Annotated in this window: 20 protein-coding genes and 2 tRNA genes; 5 read left to right on the top strand and 17 right to left on the bottom strand. The window is 51.4% G+C overall.

Going from position 1 to position 20,126, the window contains the following annotated elements; genetic code table 11:
• Positions 1-19: 19 nt before the first annotated feature.
• From HMPREF9098_RS09840 to HMPREF9098_RS09805, 8 genes are all read right to left on the bottom strand, one after another.
• Positions 20-1,462 (bottom strand): replication initiation factor domain-containing protein, encoded by a 1,443-nt coding sequence (locus HMPREF9098_RS09840; protein WP_003784400.1) that lies wholly within the window; start codon positions 1,460-1,462, stop codon positions 20-22.
• Positions 1,463-1,642: 180 nt separating this feature from the next.
• Positions 1,643-2,485 carry a DUF1853 family protein gene (locus HMPREF9098_RS09835; protein ID WP_003784396.1) on the bottom strand — a complete coding sequence of 281 codons (843 nt, stop codon included), beginning with the start codon at positions 2,483-2,485 and terminating at the stop codon, positions 1,643-1,645.
• The gene (locus tag HMPREF9098_RS09830; protein ID WP_003784395.1) at positions 2,482-3,273 is read right to left on the bottom strand and encodes a segregation and condensation protein A; all 792 of its coding nucleotides are present in this window, start codon (positions 3,271-3,273) and stop codon (positions 2,482-2,484) included. The genes HMPREF9098_RS09835 and HMPREF9098_RS09830 overlap by 4 nt, the downstream gene beginning before the upstream one ends.
• Before the next feature lie 77 nt (positions 3,274-3,350).
• Positions 3,351-4,394, bottom strand: coding sequence for an A/G-specific adenine glycosylase (gene mutY / locus HMPREF9098_RS09825; protein ID WP_003784394.1), 1,044 nt, complete (start codon positions 4,392-4,394; stop codon positions 3,351-3,353).
• A 44-nt stretch (positions 4,395-4,438) separates the two neighbouring features.
• Positions 4,439-5,173 (bottom strand): NYN domain-containing protein, encoded by a 735-nt coding sequence (locus HMPREF9098_RS09820; RefSeq protein WP_003784393.1) that lies wholly within the window; start codon positions 5,171-5,173, stop codon positions 4,439-4,441.
• A 70-nt stretch (positions 5,174-5,243) separates the two neighbouring features.
• The gene (locus tag HMPREF9098_RS09815; protein WP_003784392.1) at positions 5,244-5,969 is read right to left on the bottom strand and encodes a hypothetical protein; all 726 of its coding nucleotides are present in this window, start codon (positions 5,967-5,969) and stop codon (positions 5,244-5,246) included.
• On the bottom strand, positions 5,920-6,405 hold the full coding sequence (gene rfaE2, locus HMPREF9098_RS09810; RefSeq protein ID WP_003784391.1) for a D-glycero-beta-D-manno-heptose 1-phosphate adenylyltransferase: 486 nt from the start codon (positions 6,403-6,405) through the stop codon (positions 5,920-5,922). Before rfaE2 ends, HMPREF9098_RS09815 begins: the two co-directional genes overlap by 50 nt.
• Positions 6,406-6,430: 25 nt before the next feature.
• Positions 6,431-9,184, bottom strand: a complete 2,754-nt coding sequence (locus tag HMPREF9098_RS09805; protein ID WP_003784390.1) for an Rne/Rng family ribonuclease — start codon at positions 9,182-9,184, stop codon at positions 6,431-6,433.
• Positions 9,185-9,591: 407 nt separating this feature from the next.
• Between HMPREF9098_RS09805 and HMPREF9098_RS09800 the strand changes: the two genes are divergently transcribed.
• Together HMPREF9098_RS09800 and HMPREF9098_RS09795 are read left to right on the top strand one after the other, a co-directional pair.
• On the top strand, positions 9,592-10,572 hold the full coding sequence (locus tag HMPREF9098_RS09800) for an RluA family pseudouridine synthase (protein WP_003784386.1): 981 nt from the start codon (positions 9,592-9,594) through the stop codon (positions 10,570-10,572).
• Positions 10,573-10,749: 177 nt separating this feature from the next.
• The gene (locus tag HMPREF9098_RS09795) at positions 10,750-11,061 is read left to right on the top strand and encodes a hypothetical protein (protein WP_003784384.1); all 312 of its coding nucleotides are present in this window, start codon (positions 10,750-10,752) and stop codon (positions 11,059-11,061) included.
• An 80-nt stretch (positions 11,062-11,141) separates the two neighbouring features.
• Here HMPREF9098_RS09795 and HMPREF9098_RS09790 read toward each other — a convergent pair whose 3' ends face one another.
• A complete protein-coding gene (locus tag HMPREF9098_RS09790) occupies positions 11,142-12,239 on the bottom strand; it encodes a metallophosphoesterase (protein ID WP_003784383.1) in 1,098 nt (365 codons plus the stop codon).
• A gap of 158 nt (positions 12,240-12,397) precedes the next feature.
• Between HMPREF9098_RS09790 and msrC the strand changes: the two genes are divergently transcribed.
• Together msrC and HMPREF9098_RS09780 are read left to right on the top strand one after the other, a co-directional pair.
• Complete coding sequence (gene msrC / locus HMPREF9098_RS09785; RefSeq protein WP_003784382.1) at positions 12,398-12,910, top strand: free L-methionine (R)-S-oxide reductase MsrC; 513 nt, start codon at positions 12,398-12,400, stop codon at positions 12,908-12,910.
• Between the two features lie 101 nt (positions 12,911-13,011).
• Positions 13,012-13,087 (top strand) — tRNA-Thr (locus HMPREF9098_RS09780).
• Positions 13,088-13,762: 675 nt separating this feature from the next.
• On the opposite strand, the gene HMPREF9098_RS09775 is transcribed toward HMPREF9098_RS09780, so the two are convergent.
• The 5 genes from HMPREF9098_RS09775 to HMPREF9098_RS09755 all read right to left on the bottom strand — a co-directional run bounded on the left by HMPREF9098_RS09775 (position 13,763) and on the right by HMPREF9098_RS09755 (position 17,177).
• A complete protein-coding gene (locus HMPREF9098_RS09775; RefSeq protein WP_003784380.1) occupies positions 13,763-15,457 on the bottom strand; it encodes a DUF927 domain-containing protein in 1,695 nt (564 codons plus the stop codon).
• Positions 15,454-15,681 (bottom strand): hypothetical protein, encoded by a 228-nt coding sequence (locus HMPREF9098_RS09770; protein ID WP_040564444.1) that lies wholly within the window; start codon positions 15,679-15,681, stop codon positions 15,454-15,456. Before HMPREF9098_RS09770 ends, HMPREF9098_RS09775 begins: the two co-directional genes overlap by 4 nt.
• A 93-nt stretch (positions 15,682-15,774) precedes the next feature.
• Complete coding sequence (locus HMPREF9098_RS09765; RefSeq protein WP_147285371.1) at positions 15,775-16,173, bottom strand: hypothetical protein; 399 nt, start codon at positions 16,171-16,173, stop codon at positions 15,775-15,777.
• 153 nt (positions 16,174-16,326) lie between these two features.
• Positions 16,327-16,950, bottom strand: coding sequence for a hypothetical protein (locus tag HMPREF9098_RS09760; RefSeq protein ID WP_003784375.1), 624 nt, complete (start codon positions 16,948-16,950; stop codon positions 16,327-16,329).
• Positions 16,951-16,961: 11 nt separating this feature from the next.
• Positions 16,962-17,177, bottom strand: a complete 216-nt coding sequence (locus HMPREF9098_RS09755) for a helix-turn-helix transcriptional regulator (protein WP_003784374.1) — start codon at positions 17,175-17,177, stop codon at positions 16,962-16,964.
• A 455-nt stretch (positions 17,178-17,632) separates the two neighbouring features.
• Between HMPREF9098_RS09755 and HMPREF9098_RS11230 the strand changes: the two genes are divergently transcribed.
• Positions 17,633-17,986, top strand: a complete 354-nt coding sequence (locus HMPREF9098_RS11230; RefSeq protein ID WP_003784373.1) for a hypothetical protein — start codon at positions 17,633-17,635, stop codon at positions 17,984-17,986.
• Between the two features lie 199 nt (positions 17,987-18,185).
• Here HMPREF9098_RS11230 and HMPREF9098_RS09745 read toward each other — a convergent pair whose 3' ends face one another.
• The 3 genes from HMPREF9098_RS09745 to secG all read right to left on the bottom strand — a co-directional run bounded on the left by HMPREF9098_RS09745 (position 18,186) and on the right by secG (position 20,124).
• Positions 18,186-19,412 (bottom strand): tyrosine-type recombinase/integrase, encoded by a 1,227-nt coding sequence (locus HMPREF9098_RS09745; RefSeq protein WP_003784372.1) that lies wholly within the window; start codon positions 19,410-19,412, stop codon positions 18,186-18,188.
• Positions 19,413-19,656: 244 nt separating this feature from the next.
• Positions 19,657-19,742: transfer RNA gene (locus HMPREF9098_RS09740), tRNA-Leu, on the bottom strand.
• A gap of 7 nt (positions 19,743-19,749) precedes the next feature.
• The gene (gene secG / locus HMPREF9098_RS09735; protein WP_003784371.1) at positions 19,750-20,124 is read right to left on the bottom strand and encodes a preprotein translocase subunit SecG; all 375 of its coding nucleotides are present in this window, start codon (positions 20,122-20,124) and stop codon (positions 19,750-19,752) included.
• Between the last annotated feature and the right edge of the window lie 2 nt (positions 20,125-20,126).

Below are 20,126 nucleotides of genomic sequence, written 5' to 3'. Positions count from 1 at the left end.
TTATAGGTTGGTTGGTGGGTTAAAAAACATCTGCATAGGCGGCATACCAACTGTTGTTAAATGCCTGCTCCATGCGGTAAAGTTTTGCCTGCTCTTCGAGTTTATTCATTCGCGCGTTGAATTTCGCCTGCTGCTCCCTATGGTCGATTTGCTGCATATAGCGATAGACCTCAAAGTCATAGCACTGTGCCATTTCTTTCATTTCATGCAGATAGCGCATATTCGACTGCCTGCAATCTTCTTTATCCGCGCCCAGGCGCTTCGGTTGTTTTGCCTTGCCCCCTTTAAGCAACTTGACAATTTCGCTATCCGATAAGCCTAACCACTCCATAAGGTTGATGCAGGGGCTGGAGGATTGGCTTGCGTACTTTACAACGTGTTCTAAGTTAATCTCTTGGGTCTTTTTTACCCGCTCCGCCTTTGCGGGACAGTCCCGGTATTGCTCAAACAAGACTTGGCATATCGGATAGGCTGCCGTGAGATAACCGCCCGCGTTGATAAGGATGTCGTGGGGTATGATGTAATCGCGATTGCGAAGCTGTAGCTCAAATCGCACCCATCTGCTTGTGTTGTCGCCCTGTTCGCAACCCTTGTCGTACACACGGACGAGGCGGGAACTGTTGGGCGTGCCGACGTAAAAGGTTTTGCCGGTGCGTTTGTCATCCAACCAGTCATAGCCGTGCAATCGGGCGCGTGGTCTTTGGCCGCGGTTGTCAAATCCGCCCTGCTGCCATGACTGATAGGCTTGATCGGGCGTGTATTGGCCGTCAAAAAAATCATGGGCAAGGTCGCAACGTGTGATTTTGGCGAAGGGTGCGAATACATCCAGCCAGTTGTATAGGCGCGTTTCCCAGCCATCTATCGCTGCCGTTAATCCATCGCCGTACAAATGCACCATGATGCTGTCTTTTTGATTGCTGCCACCAAAGGCGATAACGCCGTATTTGGTCGTGTGAGACCCCATGACAAAGCTGTATTTGTAGCCGTTGATGCCATTTTTTTGTTCGGATATGCCGAAACCGAACAGGGTGTGCATGGTAGATGAGAGTTTTTCGGCCAACTCGCGAACGTTTTCAGGATGTTTATCGTCCAGCGGTGTTTCGTGGTCGATTAAGACTTCTTTTGTGAATGTAAATGTGAGTGTGTCGATATGGGCTGCGGTATTGCTGCCCTGACGTAAGGGGATTTCCTTTGCCTTGCCGTTCACGACGACGATTTGCGTTGTCCGTTCGGATACAGTGCCTACGCCAGTTTGTCCCCCCGTGTTACTAGCGGGGGGCAGTTGCGCCGCTGCGCACTCTGTCGCGTCCGCTCCCGCCTGCGCAGCGGCGCACCCGCCCATACGCAAATAACCGCGTTGGGCATCTGCTTTGCGGGAATAGCTTTTGACAAATTGGCCGTTCACAAACAGGTCGTATCTGCCTTCTGCGTTTTTGACGATTTCATAGTTTTGATTAGACATAACAAAAGCCCCAACTTAAAAAGATGGGGCTCAACCAGCCTTACAGCTGAATAATGAGTCTGGCTCAAAGATACTTGTCAGGATTCTGCCCCACTTGGGGCGAATATATAAGTGCAGGCTGCTTTTTATCGTCAATGGAAATGGCAATAGAGCAATAAACGCAATGCCCGCCGACCGGCTTCAATCCGCCCGATACATCACCCGCCATTCCTCATGCCAAAAACCATCTTGGCGCGGCGAAACGCAGGCATAAATCCCGTTCTGCGCCGCCGCCATCACCTCCTGCCGTGTCAGCAGGCACGCCTCCGGCACGCGCGCGGGCGACAAATACCCTTGGCGCGGTAAACGGCAAAACCGGCTGTGTTCGGCAAAAGCCAACCATTGTTCGGGCTGCGACAACCATTGCCCCGTCCAAGCGTTCGGCGCGTAAATGCTGTCGGTCGGCAGCGTGCCCGTGTCCGTGAACGCATTACCGCGCACAATGCTGACGCGCCGCAATTCCTGCGTGTCGATGCCCTGCGCGGCCAAAGCAGCCTGCACATCGGCGCGCTGCGACAATGCCGACTGCTGCGCCAATTTCCGCGCCTTGTCCGCCAAAACATCGTTCGGCTGGAAACCGCGCATGGTTTCAGGGCTGCCCTGCCCGGCATAATATTTGCACGTTAATTCAATGTGATAAACATGGCCGTTCAGTTGCGCGACAAAATCCAACGCGCCGTCCTGTGCGCCCGATGCGCCGTCCACCCGCCATTCGCGCGCCAGCAGGCGGCTGTGCGGCGCGTGTTGCAGCCAATATGCCAGCAGGTTTTCGGCGTAATGCCCCAGCCGTTCATGCGCCAAGCCTTCGGGTGCAGGCTGCCCGTCCCAGTCCAGCAGCAGGCGGAATCCTTGGTCGCCCAACAGCTCTGCCACGGGCAATTCCTGCCCCGTCCGCCACAACGCGGGCGCGGTCAAAAGGCTGGCCAAATCGCGCACCCACGCGCTTTCCAGTTTCCACCATAAGGCATCTTGTGCGTAATTCACGGTTTTTCCTTTTCTGTTACTTCGGAAGCAGCCTGCACATGGATTTCGGCAAAATACGCTTCCTGCACCACATTCACCAAACCTTCTTTCACCAGTTCCAGCAAGGCGATAAAGCTCACCACCACATACGCCGTGCCGCGTTCCACGGCAAAAAGTTCGGAAAATCGGCATTGTCCGGCCTGCAAACGGCGCAGGATATGGCTCATCTGTTCGCGCACCGAAATGGTTTCCTGCACCACCGCGTGGCTTTGGTGGTGCTTGGCGCGCGCCAGGATATTCAGCCATGCTTTGGTCAAATCGGCTACTTGCACGGCGGGAAGCTGCACCGGCGCGGCCAGTTCCAGAGGCAGGTACACCCACGCGAAATCGCGGCCTGCGCGGGGCAATGCGTCCAAATCGTGCGCGGCCAGCTTCATTTGTTCGTAGGCCAACAGGCGGCGCACCAGTTCCGCGCGCGGGTCGGCTTCTTCTTCGGGCTGCTCGGGCGGTTTGGGCAGCAACAGCCGTGATTTGATTTCAATCAGCACCGCCGCCATCAGCAGATATTCCGCCGCCAAATCAAATTGTTCCGTATCCATCTGCGCGATATAGGCCAGATATTGCTCGGTAATCCGCACCATCGGAATATCCAGCACGTCGATATTCTGCTTGCGGATAAGGTACAGCAGCAAGTCCAACGGCCCTTCAAAGCTGTGCAGCACAACTTGCAGGGCGTCGGGCGGAATAAACAAATCGGCAGGCACGTCGGTCATCGCCTGCCCGAAAATATAGGCAACGGTTTGCGGCATTTTTTATCTGTGTTCAACGGAAGGGTGCAGGCTGCTTTTTGGCGTATCGGAAAGCAGCCTGCACTTTAATGGCGGTTCTATTTCAACAACGTGGCCAAAGGCGTGGGCAAGGCATATTCGCGGATGCGTTCGCGCGGCACCCACACGCCCGATTCATCGGCTGCAGGCTGCTTTTGCGGCGGCAGCACCGCGCGGTACGGCACAATTTCCAGCAGGCGGTGCGTTAAGCGGTGCGTGAAGGCTTCGGCTTCCTGCCAATCATCACCGTCCGCGCCCAGTCTTTCCGCCAGCCCGCGCAATTCGTGCAGGCTGCCTGCTTCGGGCACGCAATACAGCCCCGCCCAAATGCCTCGATTCGGCCGCTTTTGCAGCCAATACGCGTCGTCGTGCCGCCGAAGCAGCAGCCAGAACACGGTTTGCTGGCGCACGGCAACCGGTGTTTTTTTGCGCGGCAATTCGTCAATCCGCCCTTGCTGTTTCGCCAAGCATTGGTGCGCCATCGGGCAATCGCCGCACTTGGGCTTATTGCGCGTACAGACGGTGGCGCCCAAATCCATCAGCCCTTGCGTGTAGGCCGGCATATCGGCGGCGTTGTCCGGCAGCAACTGTTCGGCCAGCGCCCACAAACTGCGTTCGAACGCGGGGGATTTCGGGTCGCCGTCTTGGGCGAAAATGCGGCACAGCACGCGTTTCACATTGCCGTCCAATATGGTTTCGCGCGAGTGAAAGGCAAACGCCATTACAGCGGCGGCCGTGCTGCGCCCCACGCCTTTGAGCCTCTGCCATTCTTCGCGCGTTTGCGGGAATTCTCCGCCGAATTCGTCCATGATTTGCTGCGCGGCGGCATGCAGGTTGCGCGCGCGGCTGTAATAGCCCAACCCTGCCCACAAGGCCAACACGGTGTCTTGCGGTGCGGCGGCCAAATCGCGCACGGTGGGTAATTCGCGGATGAAGCGCAGGAAATAATCGCGCACGGTGGCGGCCTGTGTTTGCTGCAACATGATTTCCGACAGCCAAACGGCATAAGGGTCGCGCACCTGCCACGGGAAGTCGTGCCGTCCGTGTTCGCGCTGCCATGCCACTAATTTTTCTGCGAAATCGGGAAAGTGGTGTGTGTTCATATTTTTTTAAAGTGCAGGCTGCTTTTTAATCTTGGTTTTCAATATTATGATGATTTTTTGGCGCGTTTGTCGCGGATATACAGCTGCGAGCGGTTGTCAGACAATTTGGTTTCGAAAATATCGATGGCGCGCACCAAATCGCTCAATTTGGCAAAGCCGTAATTGCGGCTGTCGAACGAAGATTGGTTGCCGATGATGCGCCCGATTTGCTGCAAATCCGCCCAGCCGTCTTCGTCGCAGCTGTCGGCAATGCTGTTGCGCAGCAGGTTCATGAGCGTGCTGTCGCCTTTCAGCTCCTGCGCGGTTTTGCGCTGCACCTGCTGCTCTGTCGGCGCGGTGCGGCTCTGGGCATTGTCGAGAAACAGGAATTTGCTGCACGCGGCCACCAGCGATTTGGGCGTTTTGTGTTCGCCAAACCCAATCACCTGTTTGCCCGATGCCTTAATCCGCATGGCCAGCGGCGTAAAATCGCAATCGGACGACACCAGGCAGAACACATCGACTTTATTGAGAAACAGCAAATCCATCACGTCGATGGTCATGGCCATGTCGGTGGCGTTTTTGCCTTTGGTGTAGTCGAACTGCTGCACGGGGGCGAGCGCGTAATCCAGCAGCACGTTTTCCCAGCTTTTCAGGCGGTCGTCTTTCCAGTTGCCGTAAATTTTGCGCACCATCACCGAGCCGTAGTTAGCCAATTCGCTCATGATGAAGTCGATTTTCTTGGCGGGGGCGTTGTCGGCATCAATCAGCAGCGCCACGATAAGGTTGGATTTTTCCATGTGGTTTCCTAAACTTAAGCAGCCTGCACTTTGCGTGATGAAGGTGCAGGCTGCTTTTTAAAGCATGGTTTTAAGGCTGTACCGTTTGGCCGTTAATGCTGACGGATTTGAGCGTGAGCGCGTAGTTTTTGTCGCCGTCGTTATAGCGGATAATCGCCGGAACGCCGTTAAGCGCGGGGGCAAAGCCGTATTGCGCCGTGTCGTCGCCGCGTCTGACGTTAAACTGATTCACATCGATTTTTCTGCCGTTAAATGTGATTTGGCTGGTGCCGGCAGGGCTGATGCCGCGCACGGGATACAGGCGTTTGCCGTTGGTAATCATCAGGTTGGGCGGCAGTTGGCCATCAGTGAAGACAAGCTGCCAAGCCAGCGTGAACAAATCCATCACGCGGCCGCGCACGTTTTCGGTTTTGGTTTCCCCGGCTTTGCCGTAAGTGGCTTTGGAACCGGCGAACTGGGCGGATGCATACACTTTACCGTTACGCACGTCGCGGTAATAGCTCGGATTAAGCTGGTTGCCGGAAATGGTGCCGCCGCTTTCAAAGCGGATTTTGTAAAACGGCACGTTGATGCTGGCGCTCACGGTGTATTGGCTGCCGCTGCGTTTGAAGGTCATGGTGGCGGGGATGCCGTAGCTGCCGCGGAACTGCAAGGTGGCCTGGTCGGGAATCGGGGCAGCCTGCACGGACAATGCGCCGGCGGCCAGCATCACGGCCAGCAATGGTTTCACATAGAAAGAAGTTGTTTTACGCACGGATTTTCTCCAATGTCTTGGTGGTTGATGTGTGATGTACAAAAGGAATGCTGTGGACTTGGCCGCCGCGCGCCAAGGTTTCGGCGGAACCGACAATCTGCTCCACCGCCCAATCGCCGCCTTTCACCAAAATATCCGGTTGGATTTCGGCAATCAGCGCGGCGGGCGTGTCGCTGTCGAACCAGGTGACCCAATCCACGCTGGCCAATGCCGCCGCCACGGCTGCACGCTGCGGCAATGCGTTGATGGGGCGGTCGCTCCCTTTGCCCTGCCGCCGCACGGATTCGTCCGTGTTCAATGCCAGAATCAGGCATTTGCCCAACGCGCGCGCCTGCGCCAGATAAGTCACATGGCCGCGGTGGATGATGTCGAAACAGCCGTTGGTAAACACCAAAGGGCGCGGCATATCGGGCAGCTTTTGCAGCAGTTGTTCGGGCGGCAGGATTTTGCGCTCGAAATCGGGCAAAGGGTAGTTCATGGCACAGCTTTCTAAATCGGACGGATTACGCTTTCTGCGTTTCCACCTGAATCATGTCCGCAGGCGGTAAAGCAGCCTGCACTTTCGGCACATCGGCGCGGCGCAATACCGTTTCTTCCGGCGCATCCGCCTGTGCGGCAAATGCTGCCAATGCCGCCGCATCGGTTTCCACCAACATCAAACCTTTGGCTTCTGCCACGGCAACGGCCTGTTCGACAGACACGGCAGCCGCAGTTTCAGCGGCAGGCACGGCTTCAAAAGCAGCCTGCACTTGGTTTGCACCACTTTCCGGTTCTTCTTCCGGCTCAATCGCCTGCAACACCACATCAGCCTGCGCCTTCTCGGCAGCAGCTTCTTGCGCGCCCGACTCGCCAGCCACGACAACGGCAACCGACTCGCGGACGTTTTCCGCAATCTGCGTTACCAGAGCCGCTTCATCTTGAACGGCAGATTCGGTTTCCGGCACATCCAAAGCAGCCTGCACATGGTCGGCGGCAACCTTTTCGGCCGCAGCCGCTTCACGGCGTGCCTGCCATTGTGCGACCAGCGTGCTTTCAGCCGCCAAATCGGGATACTGCGCCAAAACATGGGCAATGCCGTCCTCCACATTCGCCCCCACCGCGCCGACATCCAGATACTGCACGATTTTGGCGGCGGACGGAATGCCGCGCTGTCTGGGCGGACGGCGGTCGTTTTTGCCACGTTTTTCATTGCCCAAGTTTACCACCAGCGGCTTCTCTTTTTTCGCCCGATTGTTGCGTTTGCCATTATTTACAGAAGCATCGCCGCCCTGTTCCGCATTTTTTGCAGGCTGCCTGCGCGAATTTTCGGCAGACTTCTGACGTGCCTGACGCGGCTCTTTTTCAGGCATTTCCGCCACAGGCGCAGGCGCGGCCGCTTCCGCCTTTTCGGCATTGCGCGAACGTTTGTCGGCATTGCGGGATTTACGTTCGTTTACGCTCTGCTGCTCGCCGTCTTCGCGGTTTTTGCCCGCATTCGGGCGGCGGTTCGGATTGTTCCGCTTGCTGCCGCCGCGCGATTTGCTGCCGTTTTTGCCGAAAGAAGACGCGGCAGGCGCTGTATTTTCAGATGAGCCCGACGTGTCGCCGAACAGTTTTTTCAGCCAATTTTTAAAGCTGTCCCACCAAGACGCATTTTGGCTGGACACCGGCGCGGGCGACGCATGGCGCAAGCCTTTCACCGCAGGTTCTTGGCGCGCAGCTTTTTCACCTTTGCTGTTGCTGAACGGCACGCTTTCGGTTTTTTCGGGCGGCGCGACACGTTTGTAACTCGGCTCGGCATTTTCTTCCACATCATCGGTGCGGATTCGGGTGATTTCGTAATGCGGATTTTCCAAATTCGTGTTCGGAATCAGGAACACGGACACGTCCAGCCGCTCTTCCATGCCGAACAGTTCGGCGCGTTTTTCATTCAGCAGGAACGTGGCCACGTCCACGGGCACTTGCGCGTGCACTTCGCCCGTGTTGTCCTTCATCGCCGCGTCCTGAATCAGGCGCAAAACGTGCAGCGCGGTGGATTCGATGCTGCGGATAACGCCCGTGCCGGCACAGCGCGGGCAGGCAATATGGCTGCTTTCGGCCAGTGCAGGCTGCAATCGTTGGCGCGACAGCTCCAACAGCCCGAAGCGCGACAATTTGCCCATCTGCACGCGCGCGCGGTCTTTTTTCAACGCATCGCGCAACACATTTTCCACATCGCGCTGGTGCTTGGCATCTTCCATATCGATAAAGTCGATAACCACCAAGCCGCCCAAGTCGCGCAAACGCATTTGCCGCGCCACTTCTTCCGCCGCTTCCATGTTCGTGCGGAACGCAGTTTCCTCAATATCCGCACCGCGTGTGGAACGTGCGGAGTTCACGTCGATGGAAACCAAGGCTTCCGTGTGGTCAATCACAATTGCACCGCCGCTGGGCAGGCTCACGGAGCGCGCAAACGCCGTTTCAATTTGCTGCTCAATTTGTAGGCGAGAAAACAATGGTGTGTGGTCGGTGTAGAGTTTGAGCCGCGACAAATTGTTCGGCATCACATAACTCATAAATTCAGATACTTGCTCGTAAACTTCGGGATTATCCACCAAAATTTCGGCAATATCGGGGCGGTAATAATCGCGGATGGCGCGAATGACCAGCGAGCTTTCCATGAACAGCAGATACGGCTCTTTATGTGCCGCCGCCGCTTCTTCAATGGCACGCCAAAGTTGCAATAAATAATTGAAATCCCACTGCAATTCTTCCGTGCTGCGGCCAATGCCGGCAGTACGCGCAATAATGCTCATGCCGTGCGGCACATCCAAATGCGCCATCGCCTCTTTCAGTTCGGCGCGGTCATCGCCTTCGATTCGGCGCGATACGCCGCCGCCGCGCGGATTGTTCGGCATCAGCACCAGATAGCGGCCGGCCAGGCTGATAAACGTGGTTAATGCCGCGCCTTTATTGCCGCGCTCGTCTTTTTCCACTTGGACGATGACCTGCATCCCTTCTTTCAGCACATCCTGAATGCGCGCACGGCCGCCTTCATAGTCTTGGAAATAGGCGCGGGAAACTTCTTTGAACGGCAAAAAGCCGTGGCGCTCCACACCGTAATCGACAAAACACGCTTCCAGAGAAGGTTCGATACGGGTAATCACGCCGGTATAGATATTGCCCTTGCGTTGTTCTTTACCAAGGGTTTCGATGTCCAAATCCAGCAGGGTCTGCCCATCGACAATGGCCACGCGCAATTCCTCGGAATGCGTGGCATTAAATAGCATTCTTTTCATATTTGTACCTATAATCAGGCACTTAGATACGTTTTAAGTTTGAAAAACTACTCGCGTGGTGGCGCACGGTGCGCTGCGATGTGTGTAGTTTCGGACGATTCAAAAGAACGATGTTGGAAATTTCAGGGTTTCTGAAACGGGTGTTTATCTGTTTAAACAATAAGTATTGAGCGGTCGTCTGCGGATATTCATCAAACATTTTTTGCTGCGTTAGCTCGATGTGCAGCAAAAAGGAAAACGTGCCAAGTGCTTTTTTTGTAAAATGGCGGTATACGGCTTTTGCAATAGAGGGTGTGCAGGCTGCCTTAAATTATTTTTCACATTAAAAATCAAAGCCGTATCACTTGCATCTACCCTGTCCGACACAGTATTCATGCTGCATCGGCAATCATTGGATTATAGTAAAAATGCCAACAATTAGCAAAGACTTAGTCAATCATATTTGCGTGCAGGAACATGAATCGGCGCAACGCCTTGACAACTATCTGATAAAAATTTTGAAGGGCGTGCCCAAGAGCCATATCCACCGCATTATCCGTGCGGGCGAAGTGCGGGTGAACAAGGGGCGCGCCAAACCGGAAACGCGCATTCAAACCGGTGATTTGATTAGGATTCCGCCCGTGCGCACGGCGGAAAAAACGGCAAAAAGCAGCCTGCAACCCGTGCCCGCGCGCCATTTTGAAATTGTTTACGAAGACGATGCGCTGCTGGTGGTAAACAAGCCCAGCGGCGTGGCGGTGCATGGCGGCTCCGGGGTGAGTTTCGGCGTTATCGAACAGCTGCGCCGCGCGCGGCCGGAGGCGAAATATCTGGAACTGGTGCACCGCTTGGACAAGGATACCAGCGGCCTGCTGATGGTGGCCAAAAAACGTAGCGCGCTGGTGAAACTGCACGAAATGCTGCGCAACGACCATCCGAAAAAAATCTATTGGGCGCTGGGCGTGGGCACATGGCAGCCTGCACTGCGCCATGTCCGCCTGCCGCTGGTCAAATACACGGGCGCGGCCGGCGAAAAAATGGTGCGTGTCGGTTCGGCGGAAGACGGGCAATCGGCACACACGGTATTCCGCGTGCTGGACACATTTTCGGGCGAACGGCCGCATTCGGTGGGCGTTTCCGCTTTGAGCCTGGTGGAGGCGACGCTGAAAACGGGGCGCACGCACCAAATCCGCGTCCACATGCAGGCGAGCGGCTGCCCGATTGCGGGCGACGAACGTTACGGCGACTACCAGGCCAACCGCCGTTTGCAGAAATTAGGTTTGAAGCGCATGTTCCTGCACGCCTATTCTTTGGAGCTGGACCATCCGCTCACCGGCGAAAAACTGGTGTTGCAGGCTGCTTTACCCGATGATTTGCAGCGGTTTTTGGACGGTTTGCGTGCAGGTTGAACGATATAGTGGATTAAAATAAAAATGAGACAAGGCGAGCCAACGCCGTATCATTGCGATTTTAATTCACTATAAAAAGCAGCCTGCAAAACAGGCGATAACCCAAGCGTAGGTATGGCGGCGCAACACCATGCAATCTTAAAATTATTATTTAATTTACAATAGGATATCAAAAATATGAACACCCTTCCCTACCAACCCGAAATCGCCGAGCGCATGAACGCGCATGCAGAATATGCCATCGGGCAGGACGCGCAGTTTTACCGCACCCAGAACGGTTATTGGATTGCGTGGCAGGCGGATTCGGCCACCGCTGCCGTGCTGCCGCCGAATCTGCCCGACAGCGAGCCTTGCGACCGGGTGGAAGGCATTGAGGATTTGGCCGAATTGGTGGATTTGGTCGAAAGCGGCGAATACGAAGCGCTGCTGGCGGCGGACGATGACGGCGAGCATGCACACGAATGTAGCTGCAGTTGCCATCATCATTGATTTTAAAAACAAAAAAGCAGCCTGCACTTCACATTTGGAGGTGCAGGCTGCTTTTTCCGAATAAATGCGGATTGGGGGGCTTATCGGGCAGGCGTTCCTTCCACGTCGATAATCCAAACTTCCGATTGCGAACCCAAACGGAGCGGCACGCCCCAGAAGCCGTAGCCGGATGTGACGAAGAAATGACCGTTGCCGATTTTTTCATAACCGTAGGGCAGGCGGTTCAGGAAGCGCACGAGCAGGTTGGCGGGGAAAATCTGGCCGTTGTGCACATGGCCGGAAACTTGCACGTCAATCGGCAGCTTGGTGTGCGCCAACACATCGTCCGGGCGGTGGTCGAGCAGGAACACGGGCTGCGATGTATCGACTTGCGCGGCGCGCAGCAAATCGGCGGTTTCCATGCGTTGGCCGATGAGCTGGTCGGGACGGCCGACCACCCAGATTTGATTATCCACCAACGCGGCTTGGTCGGACAACACGGTAATGCCGGCATCTTGAATGGCATGACTGATTGGGTCGCGCGAGAACATATCGTGGTTGCCCAGCGTGGCGAACACGCCCATCGGCGCGCGCAAACGTGCGAAATGCGGCTTCATGTGCTCGCTGTCGTACACGTCGGTATTGTCGTCCATAATGTCGCCGGGCAGCAAAATCATATCGACTTTTTCGCGGTTCATAATGTCGGCCAGCTTGTCGAGTTGGCGCCCACCCACCAGTATGCCCAAATGCAAATCCGCCGCCATGCCGATACGGACGGGTTTGGCCAACGGTTTGCCGATGGTGATTTTGGCATGCCGCACCACGGGCGTGTAGGCGTTATAAACCGATACGGCAAAAAATGAGATTAAAATCAACGGGGAAGCAATGCGGAGCACGCGCGTGTAACGTGCAGGCTGCTTGAAAATCAGTTTCAACGTGTGGTGGCAAAATCCGATAATCGCACCAGTGAACACCACATACAGCAGAAACACCAGCCACAAAGCGCCGAAACGGAACAGCGTATGCGACCACGAGAGCAGCGCCGACAACATCAGGCCGTTGCCGAACGCAAAGCAGCCTGCAACAATCCAGCGGCGCGCTTTGGGCGACTGGACGGCAAACTGCCAAAACAGCCAGCGTGTTAAAAAATAAATCAGCCCCTGCATCACCAGCAAAGGGACAATGGAGAATAACTTCATCGCTTGGTGGGTTCCAAATCAAATGGGGCATTCTAGCACAAACCTTGATAGATATCGGCAAAGCAGCCTGCACTTCGGCATGGAACATGGAACAGCATGCGGGCTGCTTTTCCAACACCGCCGCGTTATAATGCCCCATCATCCCTTAAGGAACACCCATGACCCCCACACCCACCCTGCCCGAACACTTCACCAAAGCCGAACGCTACCAAGCCATCCTGCCGCAAATCGAAGGCCTGCTGCGCGCCAATGCCGATTTATGGACGGCCAACCTCGCCAACATCAACGCCCTGCTCGCCGAAACCTTCGGCTGGTTTTGGGTCGGCTTTTACTTGGTCGATAACACCGGCACAGAGCTGCAACTTTCCACCTTCCAAGGCCCCGTGGCCTGCACGCGCATCGCCCACAATAAAGGCGTGTGCGGACAAGCATGGGCACAAGGCAAAACCCTCATCGTCCCCAACGTTCACGAGCACCCCGGCCACATCGCCTGTTCCAGCCGCAGCCAATCCGAAATCGTCGTCCCGCTGCGCAACCGACGCGGACACATCATCGGTGTGCTCGACATCGACTCGGAGCAACTGAACCAATTTGACGAAACCGACGCGCAATATTTACAGCAAATCTGCGCTATGCTGCCTGAAATACTTACAGCACCCGAAATCGCATAAAAAAATAATTTTAAAAAACAGAAAAATAATCGGCTTATCAATTTTGCGGCAACAAAATGCTTGCCAAAAAGACGGAATATCTGCATAATAGCAACTTCTTCGCCGGTGTAGCTCAGTTGGTAGAGCACCTGACTTGTAATCAGGGGGTCGCGAGTTCGATTCCTGCCGCCGGCACCAATTCAAAAAACCGCTTCTTCTGAAGCGGTTTTTTCTTGCCCATATTTTCCCTATATTCATACAAAAAACCGCCCGTTGATATACAGGCGGTTTTTATGATTTGGTGCGACAGCGAGACTTTAATTTATCATGAAACAAATTGATTTATATAGAATATTTAAATTCTATATTTCCAAGATACCGTAAAAAGTACCGCATTTTAAATATGCATCCTTCTTTTTCTGATGAAAAACAGCTCAAATTATCCGCTCTGTTGGTTTATGGCAGTTTATCAAAAAAATAAATTCTAGTGTATATATAAGCAGAAAAACTGTTTTTTACTGGGTATTTGGGTATGAATAGGTTAATTATTTGTTTTAATTAAAATAAATCATTCCCTGTAAATTTTTGTTAATGGGTATAGATAATTTTTGCCTATTTTATTTACGATATAACTTATTGAATATAAATATATACCCACTCATACCCAGTCCATACCCAGTTTATACCCAGTACGGATATGAATGATTTCCCTTTTCTTTCATAAAGATAAAATGTTAATACCCACATACCCAGTCAAAATGAAAATTTTTTTGCAGGGTAACTTTTTTTTCTTGATAAACAACCATAAACATCCCTAAACCGCACTTTCACAAAAAAAGGCATAACTATATGAATAGTTATGCCTTTTTTTGATTAGTCTAAATCATCGGGAATTTCGGGGGGCATTTCGCCAACCAATACATAAAACCGCCCTTTGTTGAATCGCTTAATCCTCCAACGCGTTTCACTTGGGCTTTTTTTCAGCCAGCCAATTTCATACAACACTATGCAGCCTTTGCGTGGGTCTTTGCCTTGCAAAATTTCATCTTCAAACACATTCGGAATAATCCAGTATTCTGTCGGCTCTATCTGCGAAGTTTTGCGATAGCCTGCGTGTTCTCGGCTCGTGTATTCGCTTTCCCAGTCGGCAAAACGTGCACTGCCTGAATACAACTGCATAAAGGCTACCGCTTGTTTGATGATTTGGCGGTCTTCCTGTTTTCCTGTGCCATTCAGCGCGATCCAATCATCAAAGCATTGTTTCACGCCTGCCATACCTACGCCGCTCGGTAAACCTGTAATGCCGTTTGCCAATTCCAATGCTGCCGCAACCAGGGCAAACCGTTTCGCCACTCTTCGCGCTTGTCCGTCCAGAGTAGGCAAAGCCGCCATAAACGCGTTTAAAGCTGCCTGTAGGGTGTCCTTGTGCATTTGGGCTAGATGGGTAACCCATTCGCGCCCTGCGGCGCCATGTTGCGCTTGGGCGGCCGCCTGTAAATGTTCGGATAGGCCTGCACCGTCTGCGAAGCCGTGCAAGTTTTCATAAATACCGTATTGCGTGGCGGCCGGAATGCTCGGCAGCCGTACCGCCTGCCCTGCTTCCCATTTTTCGCCTGTCTGGTTCATGTAGGCATTCATGCTGTATTCGCCGGTCGAAAACAGCAGAATGCGCCATTCTTGTGCGGCTCGGTTGCCGCCGTCTTTTGCGCCTTGAATTTTGCTTTTGCCGTTAATCACGCTGTACGCGGTTTTGCTAATCGTTTTCGGGTACGCTTCGCCGATTTCGTCCAATACCAGCAAGCCGTCATTTCGTGATAAGGCAGCATTTGAAAAGCCTAAATCTGTGCCGCGCCAAGTCATTTTTAGGGCTTGCGGATTACCGAAAACCGACAATGCCACCAGCGCGGCGGTCGTTTTGCCGTCCGAACTGTCGCCGTAGATGTGAAAACCGCCGTTTTGCTCGCCTGTGATGGCCAACAGGGGTGCGGCCAATGCCGTCCCTAGTGCCAGCAACAAACGGCTGTTACCGGCCGCATAACGCGCGATTTCGTCTTGCCATTCCTTCAAGCTACCTGAAACGGTGTAGGCGGCCGCTTGGCTCGTATCGCCGTTGTAGATAATGCGCTCTTTGGTTTTGCCGATGATTTCGCCATTAGGCAACACATACGCGCTGCCTTGCCAACCGCATTTCCCCGTAATGGTGTACGGTGTATGCAATCCGTACGTTTGCAAATAGTCTGCCAATAATTCACGCTTGCGCCGCCCTGAATGCACGGTTAAGCCGTGTTTTAACAAGCCTTGCCAGTTCGCGCCGATTTCACCCATTGGCAGCGCGGCGGTTTTTGTTTGCGTGGTCAGGCAGTCGCGCCATTCAATCACGCGGTAATGATTGCCGTCTTGGTCGCGGCCGCGGCCAATTAACTCAATGCAATCGGCCAAACGCAAAGGGGTTTTTTCACTGGTTGAACCGTCTTTATCCGTTACCACGTCCACAAAATACACGCCCGAATGGTCGCACTCATAGCGCGGCTGCAATACCGCTTCTTCAAATTCAGGCTTGTTTTTCATGATGATTTTCCCAAGGATTCAAATAAATTGGCAAGTAGGATAACCGCTTGCATTTCTTGAAGCGTGGGTTGTCCTTGAAGTCCTTTTTCAGCAAGCCGAAGAAGGCGGCTCAATGAAATCTCATTCAAGGTATCCTGAATATTGACGTTCAGCTCTGTTTTTTGAATATTTGACTGGGAGAATCGAAATAAATCTGCGCTAGGGCGTCTATTTTGCGTTTTCATCGCGTTTTTCCTTTGGATAGGCAAACGCATTGCCGCGCCTAAAAATCGCGTTTAGGGGCATTCTCAGGCCGGCAAATGCGCTGTTGCCTGAAATTATGAGTTTAATGGATGAAATTTGAACGAGTTGATTTCACCAATAATGGCTTGCAAATTGAAAAACGGATATTCCAATGCAGCCTGCACATCTTCTGCATTGATTTCTACAATGGATTTTTGAGACAAAGCAAAAATAACCAATTGCAACATCCGAAAAATGCGCTGCAAATCGTTAAAGCCCTCTTCATGAAGAAGAAAATATATTTCGCCATTTACGCTGACATATTCGGGAATATCGTCAATATCTTGAAAAATAGGGGTAATAACTACGGATTGAGTAGAAGAATTCATATTGAATACCTTTTCTGTGTTTAAAACGCCGCTTTCCGTTCTCACACGGTGGGCGGCAGACAAAGGGCAAAGAGTGAGAAACTGGCACACAGAACCAGTGGGCATGCGCCCGCTTTGCCCCTGCCTACCATGAAAAGGCAATACAAGGGGAATGCAAATAAAAAACCGCTTGGCAATTCAATTGATTGCTTTTGGCGGCTATTTGCCTGTGCATTCAGCTTCTCACGGCTGGTTGCGCTATTGAACGCAACGGCTCGATTATTGTCCTTTGCCGGGAGGGTTGTCAAGTGATTCAAGAAATTTTTGAAATCTTTGCCTTTTTTTGAGCAGCATGTTATTGACAACATCCACATGTTCAAAAACCTGTTGATTGATTTCTTTAATAAAAGCGGTAGATAGGGAGACAGACTCACCAGCATTCAGTTTGCGTGCAATTTCATTAAGATACTCCCCTAAAACTCGTAGCCGGGGAATCGATTCGTACACGGCTTCTACTTCATCATTACTCAATACAGGATTTTTCTTCATATATTCTGCGAGCATGTAATTCACTATTCCGTTAAAACTCTCATTGCGCAAGGTAGCTTGATGAACAAGATAAGCATCCAATTTGGCTGGTAATCGAATAACCAACCGCTTTTTGGGTCGCCCCTTGGGGCTGTTCGGCTCGTATGCAGCCGTATCAGGGACATTTTGCTGTTTCGCTATTTCTTGTTTGAACGATTCACGCACCAATAACGAAATACTCGCTTTCCCGTACCTTTCCAGCGCAACCTGTTTTAATTCATTGATTTGACTTTCATTTAATCCATAAATACTTAAACGTTCCGAATGATTAAGATAAACGTTTATTTTTTTTGATTTCTTTTTAACGCGGGGCATGGTTTGTTCTCCTATTTGGTGCTGCGGTTGGCAGCTAACTGGTCTAAATAAGCGATGATTTCATTTTCCCGCCACGCGGTTACGTTGGGGCTAATTTTTATCGGCTTGGGAAAATTGGGGCGGTAGCGGCGATTGTTCGGATTAACCCAGTTCCAAATAATCGTATCGGATACGCTCAACAATTCCGCTAACTCTTTTGCTCTAATTAATTTCACTTGGTTCATCATCGTTCATTCCTGTTGTTTGCATAATACAAGCATAGTATGAATACATTTTATAAATCAAGCAATTAACCATTTTTTCATGTGTAAATTTTCGTAAGAACATTTTTAGCGGTGTTTTTGCCACCACGTGCCTATCCTGCATCTAGCTTGAAAAATAGTTCTACTTTGGAAAATTTGTTTTTTTGAAAGGAAAGGTTCACGGGATGTGGAAAGTTTCGTGCTCATGATTGAGATATTGATTATAAGTGATGTTTTTTGATTTATATTGATTTTAAATTTGGTTGTTTAATGATGCTAAAATAGATTTCTTTTGATTATATTTACTATTGAATAGATTTATTCTGATGGTATTTGATTTATTTTGATTGATATTAACATAATTTTGATTTATTATGATTGATAATTTAATAGTTGAAATGAGATATTATGATTGCATTTTTGATTGAATTGGATTAAATATGAGCGATATTGATGATTTTATGCAAGCGATACGTCCGACAGGAAAATCCAAATTGGATAGGTATAAAGCCGATATTTTGACCTTAAAACAGCATGGGTACAGCAACAGTGATGTGTTACGCTTTTTGCTGGAAAAGAAAAATGTGAAAGCCGGCACGGCAACATTAACACGTTTTTTGGCCAAACATCGCGAAAACTCTTTGGGAAAATCGGGGGCTAGGACAGTTCAACCCGAAGATCTGTCGAAAACTGGGTCGGTAGACAGTGTTCCGACACAGCCTGAAACGGCTACAGGGACAAAGCCCTTTAACTGGGAAGAAGCCAAGAAGGAAGACTGGCATGATTTGATTTGAATATTTGGAATGGCGAAATCTGTTACAAACTCGTTTTAAAACCTAAATTATATTGATTTAAAAGGAATATTACAGATTTCATAACGCGGTTTCGTAACGGTTTCGTCACGCGACTGCGGGGTTTCGCAACGTACTAAAAAGCCTGAACCGGGGTGGGGATTCTCTGTCTTGGATTCGTGGCTTTTTTGTGTTTTCTGTTTCAGGATTTCAGGCTGTTTGAAATATCTTTTAATGCTTTGTTGAAATACGCCTTCACATGGTCTGAATACCATTGCATAAACTTGGTACGCTCTGCCATGTATTCCGCGCGGTTATAGGCGGCACGCACTTTGTCGCTGGGAATGTGGGCAAGTTGCCGCTCTATCGCGTCGGGGTTAAACCCCTGCTCGTTCAAAATGCTGCTGGCAAGGCTGCGGAAACCGTGCGGCGTGGCTATGCCGCCATACCCTAGCCGCTTGATAATCGTGTTTAGCGTTACTTCGCTGATTACGCCCGTTTGCGCGGTTCTGCTTGGAAACAGATAGGGTGTGTGTCCTGTTAGCGCGTAAAGCTCGGTTAGCAGCTCTATTGCCCAATCTGAAAGCGGTATGATGTGCGGGGGTTTGGGTTTTGTCTTTTCGTGTTTCATGCGGCCGGCCGGAATTGTCCAAGTGGCAGCCTGAAAATCGATTTCTTCCCATTTGCCGCCCCTAAATTCGGTGCTTCGTGCAAACGTTAAAATCAATAACAGCATAGCTATCCTGTTTTGCTGGGTAATATTGGCAGTCAGTAGCCTGAAATAAAATTCGGTCAGCTCCGTTTCCGGCAAGGCTGGTAAATGCCGGGTCTGCGGTTTGACTAATGTTCCGCGTAATACGGCTGCCGGGTTACGGTCAGTCAGCTCTAAAATGGCGGCATAAGCATAAATGGCGGCTATCCATTGGCGGACTTTTTCGGCAGTGGCTGCGGCTTTACGCTCCACAATCCACGATAAAGTAGCCTTTACATCGGCTACGCTAATTTCGTTGAGTTGCTTATCACCAAGATAGGGGAATACGTCATTTTCAAGCTGTTTCGCTATCCGTGTTGCGTTATGGGTTTTCCAACGGTGTAAATTCGCCGTGTGCCATTGCATGGCTATTGCGTGAAAATTATTCAATCGGGCTGTTTTGCGCTCGATTTTGGCTTGTTTCTTAGCTTGGCCGGGGTCTATGCCGTTTGCTTTTTGTTGCCGCGCATGAGTTGCGATTTCTCTCGCCCGTGCAAGTGTGATAGCGGGATATGTTCCGATAGACAAGGTTTGCCGCTTGCCATCAATCGCATAATCCAACCGCCAGTATTTGCCGCCATTGGGCTTAATGAGTAAATACAAGCCTTTACCGTCAGTTAGTTTATATGGCTTTTCTTGGGGTTTGGCTTTCTTAATTTTCTGGTCATTTAGTTTCATATTTTCAATTAGTTAGACTGTATTTTACGGTACTTTTTGGAGTGCTTTTCGAGATACCGTAAAAAGTACCGTAATTTTGAGGTTAATTCACGTTCATCTATGTTCATTGCAGTTTATTTGATACTCATGAAAAAAGAGTAGGCTGATACGTCTGAAAGCCTTTATTCATGGGGATTTGGTTTATTGTGGTTTATGGTAGTTCACGTAAAAAAACCGCCTAAAATTTAGGCGGTTTTTGTTAATTTGGTGCCGACAGCGAGACTTGAACTCGCACGAGCCAGGCTCACCACCCCCTCAAGATGGCGTGTCTACCAATTTCACCATGTCGGCTGAAAAACTATTTTGCGGCACTGGCACCGTTTGCCGCCGGAGCGGGAATTTGGGCAGGTGCCGGTGCGCTATGTTGCACAGGTTGGGTTTGCGGTGCAGACTGCTTCACATCGCTGAAATCCATGCCGCCTTTACCATAAGTTCTGGAATGGATATAACCCAATGCCAGGCAGGAGGAAAAGAAAATCACGGCAAACAAACTGGTCATACGGCTTAAGAAGTTGGCATTACCGCCAGAACCGAAAACGCCCTGCGCACTGCCCGAACCACCGAAACTCGCGCCGGTGTCCGCACCTTTCCCGTGCTGCATCAACACCAATATAATGATGCCCAGCGATGAGAAAATATTGACAATCCAGATGACGTTTTTAAAGGTTTCCATAG

It is taken from the genome of Kingella denitrificans ATCC 33394, from assembly GCF_000190695.1.
Lineage (GTDB): Bacteria > Pseudomonadota > Gammaproteobacteria > Burkholderiales > Neisseriaceae > Kingella_A > Kingella_A denitrificans.
The sequence above is the reverse complement of the archived record's forward strand: the minus strand, read 5'-3'. Positions and strand labels throughout refer to the sequence as shown.

Coding starts and splice junctions, on each gene's coding strand:
- HMPREF9098_RS09770 (WP_040564444.1), bottom strand. CDS start 15,681: ATGAAAACGCAAAATAGACGCCCTAGCGCAGATTTATTTCGATTCTCC.
- HMPREF9098_RS09840 (WP_003784400.1), bottom strand. CDS start 1,462: ATGTCTAATCAAAACTATGAAATCGTCAAAAACGCAGAAGGCAGATAC.
- mutY (WP_003784394.1), bottom strand. CDS start 4,394: ATGAACACACACCACTTTCCCGATTTCGCAGAAAAATTAGTGGCATGG.
- HMPREF9098_RS09775 (WP_003784380.1), bottom strand. CDS start 15,457: ATGAAAAACAAGCCTGAATTTGAAGAAGCGGTATTGCAGCCGCGCTAT.
- HMPREF9098_RS09795 (WP_003784384.1), top strand. CDS start 10,750: ATGAACACCCTTCCCTACCAACCCGAAATCGCCGAGCGCATGAACGCG.
- HMPREF9098_RS09765 (WP_147285371.1), bottom strand. CDS start 16,173: ATGCCCACTGGTTCTGTGTGCCAGTTTCTCACTCTTTGCCCTTTGTCT.
- HMPREF9098_RS09745 (WP_003784372.1), bottom strand. CDS start 19,412: ATGAAACTAAATGACCAGAAAATTAAGAAAGCCAAACCCCAAGAAAAG.
- rfaE2 (WP_003784391.1), bottom strand. CDS start 6,405: ATGAACTACCCTTTGCCCGATTTCGAGCGCAAAATCCTGCCGCCCGAA.
- HMPREF9098_RS09830 (WP_003784395.1), bottom strand. CDS start 3,273: ATGCCGCAAACCGTTGCCTATATTTTCGGGCAGGCGATGACCGACGTG.
- HMPREF9098_RS09760 (WP_003784375.1), bottom strand. CDS start 16,950: ATGCCCCGCGTTAAAAAGAAATCAAAAAAAATAAACGTTTATCTTAAT.
- HMPREF9098_RS09800 (WP_003784386.1), top strand. CDS start 9,592: ATGCCAACAATTAGCAAAGACTTAGTCAATCATATTTGCGTGCAGGAA.
- secG (WP_003784371.1), bottom strand. CDS start 20,124: ATGGAAACCTTTAAAAACGTCATCTGGATTGTCAATATTTTCTCATCG.
- msrC (WP_003784382.1), top strand. CDS start 12,398: ATGACCCCCACACCCACCCTGCCCGAACACTTCACCAAAGCCGAACGC.
- HMPREF9098_RS09790 (WP_003784383.1), bottom strand. CDS start 12,239: ATGAAGTTATTCTCCATTGTCCCTTTGCTGGTGATGCAGGGGCTGATT.
- HMPREF9098_RS11230 (WP_003784373.1), top strand. CDS start 17,633: ATGAGCGATATTGATGATTTTATGCAAGCGATACGTCCGACAGGAAAA.
- HMPREF9098_RS09820 (WP_003784393.1), bottom strand. CDS start 5,173: ATGGAAAAATCCAACCTTATCGTGGCGCTGCTGATTGATGCCGACAAC.
- HMPREF9098_RS09805 (WP_003784390.1), bottom strand. CDS start 9,184: ATGAAAAGAATGCTATTTAATGCCACGCATTCCGAGGAATTGCGCGTG.
- HMPREF9098_RS09755 (WP_003784374.1), bottom strand. CDS start 17,177: ATGATGAACCAAGTGAAATTAATTAGAGCAAAAGAGTTAGCGGAATTG.